Annotated in this window: 5 protein-coding genes; all 5 read right to left on the bottom strand. The window is 36.7% G+C overall.

The window, feature by feature from the left end; genetic code table 11:
• Nucleotides 1-2,636, bottom strand: a 2,636-nt coding sequence (locus ACY65O_RS02330; protein ID WP_462219243.1) for a SusC/RagA family TonB-linked outer membrane protein, incomplete at its 3' end; no start/stop codon positions are given.
• 34 nt (nt 2,637-2,670) lie between these two features.
• A complete protein-coding gene (locus tag ACY65O_RS02325; RefSeq protein ID WP_462219242.1) occupies nt 2,671-4,116 on the bottom strand; it encodes a fasciclin domain-containing protein in 1,446 nt (481 codons plus the stop codon).
• Between the two features lie 32 nt (nt 4,117-4,148).
• Nucleotides 4,149-5,837: a fasciclin domain-containing protein gene (locus ACY65O_RS02320; protein WP_462219241.1), complete on the bottom strand. Its 1,689-nt coding sequence runs from the start codon at nt 5,835-5,837 to the stop codon at nt 4,149-4,151.
• A gap of 29 nt (nt 5,838-5,866) precedes the next feature.
• Nucleotides 5,867-7,378, bottom strand: a complete 1,512-nt coding sequence (locus ACY65O_RS02315) for a RagB/SusD family nutrient uptake outer membrane protein (RefSeq protein WP_462219240.1) — start codon at nt 7,376-7,378, stop codon at nt 5,867-5,869.
• 20 nt (nt 7,379-7,398) lie between these two features.
• On the bottom strand, nt 7,399-7,683 hold a 285-nt coding region (locus ACY65O_RS02310), incomplete at its 5' end, for a hypothetical protein (protein ID WP_462219239.1).

Here is a 7,683-nt window from a genome sequence, read left to right as displayed (position 1 = left end):
TTATCATCAATTATTTTATCACTGTTCAAATCAGCAAACCTTACATCTCCACCTTTAAAAGGAACTAATGTACCGTCAGATTTTTTTATACTTAAACCTTCTGCGGCGGCTACTGCATCAGAAACATACACCCCGTTTGCCTTATGACCATAAAATTCATTGGGCGAACCATTAACCTGTGTTATATAAGTAGCGCCCCCAAATGAAGTGATAATTTTATCGGTGGGTAATTTTGTAACTGATGAAATGTATTTACCCAAATTAAAACCTGCATCCCATTTAAAATTCATTTTATTAATTAGCCGTGCTGTTGCTGATATTTCGTAACCGGTGGTTTTTAATCCACCACTGTTAGTAACCACATAATCAAAACCACTGGCTGTAGGTGTGGGTTCGTAAACAATTAATTTATTGGTTTTATTTTTATATACATCAAAACTAAATTGTAATCTTTCATCAAGCACCGCAACATCTAAACCTACATTTAATTTTTTTACTTCCTCCCACTGCAGCTGGTTATTGGCAAGGCCATTGCGTACCAACCCCTGCATACCTAAAAGATTTTGCGAAGTATAAGTTTGCTTTGAAGTATAATTACCAATATCATCATTACCCGATAAACCATAAGAGGCCCTGAGTTTTAATAAATCCAATTTACTTTCTGCCATTGCTTTTTCTGCAGAAATTATCCATGCTCCTGCAATGGATGGAAGAATTGAAAAAACTTTAGAAGTAAGGTCCAGCCCTTTTTGAACATGATCGCCGAAACGGCTGGACGCATCCATTGATAAATTAGCAGATAAAAAATATTTATCTTTAAAAGAATAATCTGTATTAAAATAAGTGCTGAACCATTTTGCTTCTCCAATGTCGCCTCCAATTCTTCTTAAACCATTTACACCGTTACCCACACTAACTAATTCGTCAATAGCAGAGTTATAACCTAATCCGTAATCCTGTTCAGTTTTATCTTTTAAATACCTTACACCTGCAATTGCAGAAAAAGAATGTATTTTTTTGGAATTTGTTGTGAAAGTTAGACGGCTGTCGTTATACAAAGAAAAAAGTGAAGTAACCTGTGAGCCCAGCCTGTTAAAAGCAACAGAGGTTGGAAGTGAATCAGGCGTTACACCTTTGCGTGGTATAAAAAAGTTTTCCCGAACCTTGTTGTAAATAATGCCAATAGTTGTTGAAAATAAAAGCTGCTTGTTTATTTCGTAATTAAATCCTATTGAGCCAAAAAAGCGATAGGCTTTATTTAAACCAACACCCTTATCAGTTATTGCTAAGGGGTTACTGATATTTAAAGTGTCCCTGTCGGTAAGTGTTGGGGACTCTATACCAAAAGCAGATACATCGTTGGTACGCAAAAAAGGAGCTTTAACCAAGGCTAAAAAAAGTGGGTTTGTTTTTGCTGCATTACCCTGGTCCCTTACATTTTGTTCGGAAAAAGTAAAAGCTAAATTAGTAGTTGCTGTCATTCGGCGGCTTAAATTAAGATCGCCATTAAACCGCATATTATATTTGGAAAAGTCGGTATTTTTTGTAAGCCCGTCGTTATTTAAAAAACCCAGCGATATGGCATACTTTGCGATATTATCACCACCGGTAACTTTTAAATAAATATTTTTTGTGTACGTTTTTTTCATCACCAGGTTTTGCCAGTTGGTTTGGTTATGATAAGCATAATAATTGGAGGTGGATGGATCGTCGTTCATATAAGGCTGGTTCTGAATTTCTGCATCGCTCATACCTTTTGTTTTTAAAATTTCAGAAAGATATGTTCGGTAATCAGCAGCCTGCATAACAGGTAAATTTTTTGGAACAGCATTATAACCTCCGTATGCAGCAAAGTCAATTTTTGTTCCTAATTCTTTTGCCCTGATGGTAGTTATTATTATTGCACCATTGCCGCCTTTAGTTCCATAAAGCGAAGACGCATCTTTCAACACAGTAAGGTTATCAATATCCCTTACGTCAATTGTAGATAAAGGATTGGTATAATTATTAGAAATAATTGAACCCCCAACATTAGTATTATTAAAAATAATTCCATCCACAATTATCAATGGCTGGTTGGTAGCGTATAAAGAATTAATACCTCTTAAAAAAAGCGCTGCGCCAATATTTTGTGTACCACTGCGGCGTATTGCATGCAGGCCGGCAACTTTTCCCTGTAAATATGAATCAGGAGTTTCGTTAAACCTGTTCCACCCATCTGTAACATTAATACCTGTTACCGCATAAGGTGTAAGCGTTTTAGTTACATGGCCCGTTGGTAAAACAACTGCATCAGCAGCAGAAGAAAAGCCATCTTCGTACATTAAAATTTTTAAAGTACTTAATCCTTTTACTGCAACATCCTTTGGTTGATAGCCATCGCCTTCCAGTAATAAATTTACTTCTGCCGCAGGAAGTTTAATTGAAAAATTACCATTGCTGTCAGTAAGTGCAGCAGCAAATGTTTTGTAGGTTAACCTTATACCACGAATTGGTTTTTGACTTGCAGCATTCAAAACTGTTCCTGTTACCGTAAATACTTTTGCAGCAACAGGCTTTCCAAATTTTTGTGCATGCACAAAAACAAAAGCAGTAATTGCAACAGTCAGGGTAAATAATTTTTTAAAAATATGCATGATAATAAAATAATAAACTTTGATAAAGATATTTTTATGGTATGGGTACTAATCTAATATAATCCAGTGTAAACGGGCCAGTGGTAATTGCAGTTAACCTCCAGTCTAATGTGCCGTATTTTGTATTGGTGATGGTGCCTAAATTTATTTCGTTATATGCACCAACCGCAGTGTGTAAAGGAACAGCATGTGTTAAAGTACCCTGTAAAGTAAATACATTACCCGCCACATTCCAGGCTGTAATTGTCTGACTGAACGCAGCTGTTTGAAAATCGTTGGTTGCTTTTGCATACACCTGGTACTTTATAGAAGGAGTTTCAGTTCTTCTGTAAAAAGAATAAAAAGTTGTTACGCCGTGCCCGGTAACAACAATATCAGAAAAATTGAAACCTGTTGCAGGGTTTAAGCGAACACGGTAATTGGTAAAAGCCGTTTTATCATTTTGTAAAAAGCCAGAAGGGGATTCACCTTCAATAATTACCGGCAGAAATTTATTTACAGTAGGCACATCCAATTTACTCAAGATGTACACATAGCCATTACTCATTCTTTTTACATCTACTACAAATGCATTATTAACAGGAACGTTTACACCAAATTTTGAAACTAATGGCTGTGGTATTGAAAAGGGACCTTGATAAACAGCTTCGTAAGCAAGGTCTTTAACCACGTTCCATCTTGTTAAACTGTCGGCAGTTGCTGTTACACCAGTGGCAAAATAATTTTTTAAAGAATCTGCTTCCAGTATAAAATTTGCATCCTGCATTACAAAATAAGTGTACTGCTTATCTTCTCTTTTTAAATCAAACACCCTGTCGTTAAAAGTATTTCGCAGTACAATACCAGTGCCGGGGCGGTAAACGGGTTGGCCGGTAATAACACTTATACTGTCAATAATTGCTGTTGCAGGATCGAAGCCATTAAAATTCAGCGATACTACATAAGCGTTTTGTGCATACTGTGCCGTAGTGGTATTTACAAACTCCCAAATATTTTGCAGTGGCGGCACCATTGCTTTAATAGTGTGCAGTACGCCGTTACTTACATATTTATCAGTTGTTGCAAGGCCTGCCTCATCAAATTTTATGGTATTAAAGTTATTGTATTTCCCTCCCAGCATTTGAATACGAACTGTTGTTGCTACATCTCTTACAAAATACAATTGATTAGAAATATGATTTAAGATGAATGCTTTTAGTTTTACTTTATCGGTCACTACTGCAGGGTCAATGGTTTGCAATGCTGCATTGGTTGGTGCCCAAACTGTAAATGTTTTGGTAGCCTGCAGTGTAGAGTCTAATCCGGCAAGGCCAACATATTCCCTGAATTTACTTATATCGGGATTAGATGAAATTGCCTGCAGCAAATTTTGTGTCAGATCCTGCTGAGCAATTGCTGTATGATCTTTCCATTTATTACACCCTGTAATTACAAGTGTAAAAAATAAAATTATCCCTGTTATATTTTTTTTATGATACATCACTACTTATTTTTCCTGGTTTATTTATTGTTTTAAAAAAACTGTAAAGAGCCATCAGAAGCAAATCTTGGTAAATATTGATTTTGATTAATGGGAATAAAATGAAACATATCCAAAAAGTCGGAAGGGTTTCCAGTACCGGCCGCAGGCAGCGAACGTAATGTTATTTTATGCCTGTCTGTAGTGGTCACATCTATTACTCCTAAAAACTTACCTGTCATAAATTGTGTGGTACTGGTCGAATATTTTTTCCATCCCAATGCTTCTAATTCACCATCGGTTAAATTAGGCCGCTGTTCGCAAAAATTAAACGGCCTTGATAAACTAACGCCATCATACTCTACCTGCACCGGCATATTGCTGCCACCGGGTAAACCAACCGTGCCCGAACCCTTAGCCGCTCTGTAACAAACCCATACTTTATATCTTCCTTTAATAATTATCGGTGTTTTAAATTCTATCCAGTTATGGCGTGATGTATTGCCCATTGGCACACTTAAATAATCGCCCCAAAAAACATTAACGGAAGATGAGGTAGTGTAAGCATAGTCCATAGTATTAACCGGGTTGTTCCAGGTCATATCTTTTATAGCTCCGTATGCAAAACTAAAATTTGCCCTTCTGAAAACAGCCGGTAATTTTCTTACTTCAGGAAAATCAGCAACATCCCAATATACCGCTGTAGGCTGGCGGATTTTTGGTGCAAAATGCGCCAGTGCTGTATGCAACACACCTGTTGTTGCAGATAGATCGCTGGTGGTGCGTTCCAGCTCCACTCCTTTTTCGTGTACCCCATTAAAATCTAAATCGTTAATTAAAACTTTTACATCATCTAATTTTGATGCCAGCACTTCTAATGGTGCTAATGTAGGATGAGAACTTGCGGAAACTATATCTGCAAGATATCTTGGATCGGGAATGATGTGATATTTTACATAAATATTCAAACTGTCCAAAGGATTTAATGGATTACCTGTGTTGGAATATTTTGCTTTTAATGCGGCATAACTTGCAATATTAGAATCTAAAAGTGCCTGGTTGGTTTCTGCTAAAACAGTGTACCATTTTCTTAATTTAGGATCGGTACTGTTGATAGTATTTATAGTGTCGTAATAACCTGTTGCCTGCAATGCCTGTTTAAAAATTGATAACCTTGTATCTGCAGAAATTAATTCAGCAACTGTTTTTGATGCAGGTTTTAAAACCCTGTCTATTTCATGAATTAAACCATTACCCGTTTTAATATTTGCAGAAGTTACAGTGCCCTGCCTGTTTATTAATATTGTAGAAACACCGGCGTTGTTTACCACTGCCGATACCAGGTATTGCCCGTACATGGTTATTGTTGGCAGTTTACCATCTTTAAATGAAGCAGTAGTTAAAGTATCTTCCATCAAATGGATCTTTACAATACTTTGAGCTTCTGCCTCGGTTAATGAACTTAAAGTTTTATTAACGTCCGTTAAATAAAGTTTAACGGCTTCATCCGTAGGTACAAACATAGTGTATGACCCATATGCATTTAAAAAACCTGCGTAACCAGATTTATCTACTATTGCAGTAATAGATGAATATTTATCAGGCTTGGATTTTATGTAACCGTAAATATTAAGATCGGTAGTAGTGCCTTCTACAAATGTTATTTTTTTACAACTGCCGGTGTAAAAAATTATAAGCAGGCCAACTATTGCTGCAACCGGAATGCTTAAATATTTTTTCATACGCTTAGTTTTATTTTTTTAAAAACAATTTATTTATAAAAAGGATTTTGCACCAATGCTTTATTGGTGGTTAATTCATAAGAAAAAATGGGCAGGTAATGACAATTTTTATCTTTAAATTTTGCTATAGCAGATTGCTGGCGGTTAGGCGGTACAGTGCCTGCAACTACATCAAGTAAAATATCTAACCGTTGATAATTGTTTCTACGGGCATTTCTTAAAAGGTCGTACCAGCGCTTGCCTTCAAAAGCAAATTCCCTCGCTCTTTCTCTTAAAATATAATCTGCTATGGCTACTTTATCACTTGGTGCAGGGTTTGCCGCTGTTGCAATTAAAGCCCTTGCCCTTGCCCTTATAAAATTTACAATGTCAATAGCTTCCTGCCCATTGCCCAATTGATTTTGTGCCTCTGCTTTCATTAATAAAACATCTGCATAGCGGTACATTATCCAGTGAGCATAAGATTCTTCTGCTGCACGGGTAGCACTGTTGGCACCTGAATTATTTAACCCAATATACTTCCATATTACCTGGTCGGTTGCCCTTACTGCAGCACCATCGGCACGTATATCATATTTTAAAGGATCAAGAAAATCAACCGTATATATTTCATCCATTACAATAGAGCTGGCCAAAAACCTACGACCGATTGTATTAAATATGGGATAAAAAGGATTCAATTTTTGCTGATCAAACTGTAATTCAAAAAGGCTTTCGTTACTGTTGCCGTTTACATATAAAGTTTGATACCAGATATTAGCATCGCTGCCGTTTACTAACCCAAACGAACTTGTATTGATAATTTTATTGCATGCTGCCACACACTCGGGGTATTTTTCTAACCACAAATAAACGTCGGCCTGTATTGCATTGATAGTAGCCTTTGTTATTTTTCCTTTGTTAGATGCCTTATCGCCATAATCTGTTACAGCAAATGTTTCTGCTTCACTTAAATCTTTCAACACCTGTGCAAGCACTTCTGTTTGAGAACTTTTGGGCAATGAAACAATATCTTTATCGCTTGATGTAGATTTTAATTTTAGCGGCACCTGGTCGAAAGTGCGTACCAAATAAAAATACATTAAAGCCCTTATTGCTTTTACCTCTGCAATTGATTTATCTAATGCTGCCTGTGTAAATGTTGCATCCTGTGTTAAAACACCCGGTGCAAAATCAATAACAGTATTACAGTAATTTATAGTTTCGTAAATACCACGCCAGTTGGCAATAGAGTTAGCAGGTAAAATATTTACATTAATTACATCAATTTGATCCGACGTTGTAGCCAGTGTACTGGTAAGCATATCAGCCCTTAATTCTCCCCATAAAAAAAATGTTTCAGCAGCACTTCTTTGCCCGGTGGCAGAACCGGTAAGTGATGCATAGCATCCGCTAACTGAGGCTTGTACCTGCTCTTTTGTTTTCCAGAATTCTGCGCCGGTTAGTCCATCCTGCGGCTGCAGATCCAACCATTTTTTGCAGGATAAAAATGGCATCAGCAATACCACCATCAATAATTTCAAAATTGTTTTTGTAAACATTTTATTTCTTTTAAATTATTTTAAAAACTTGCCGTTACACCAATTGTAAAAGTTTTTACAGGAGGTGTGTAAGAATAATCAACTGCTACACGGAAAGGATCGCTTCCCCGTACACTTGCTTCAGGATCCTGGCCTGTGTAATTCGTCCAGGTAAATAAATTTTCTACTGTAAAATAGCCACTCAAATTTTTCACCTTAAGCTTTTGTACTAATTTTTTAGATGCTGTATAGCGTATGGTAGCTGTTCTAAAACGCAGGAACGATGCATCTTCCACATACCTGTCGCTGCCCAGCCAATTGTATCC

Source organism: Ferruginibacter sp., from assembly GCF_031430955.1.
Lineage (GTDB): Bacteria > Bacteroidota > Bacteroidia > Chitinophagales > Chitinophagaceae > Ferruginibacter.
The sequence above is the reverse complement of the archived record's forward strand: the minus strand, read 5'-3'. Positions and strand labels throughout refer to the sequence as shown.

What these genes read in the sequence shown, in the direction of transcription:
- ACY65O_RS02320 (WP_462219241.1), bottom strand. Translation starts at nt 5,837, where the DNA reads ATGAAAAAATATTTAAGCATTCCGGTTGCAGCAATAGTTGGCCTGCTT.
- ACY65O_RS02315 (WP_462219240.1), bottom strand. Translation starts at nt 7,378, where the DNA reads ATGTTTACAAAAACAATTTTGAAATTATTGATGGTGGTATTGCTGATG.
- ACY65O_RS02325 (WP_462219242.1), bottom strand. Translation starts at nt 4,116, where the DNA reads ATGTATCATAAAAAAAATATAACAGGGATAATTTTATTTTTTACACTT.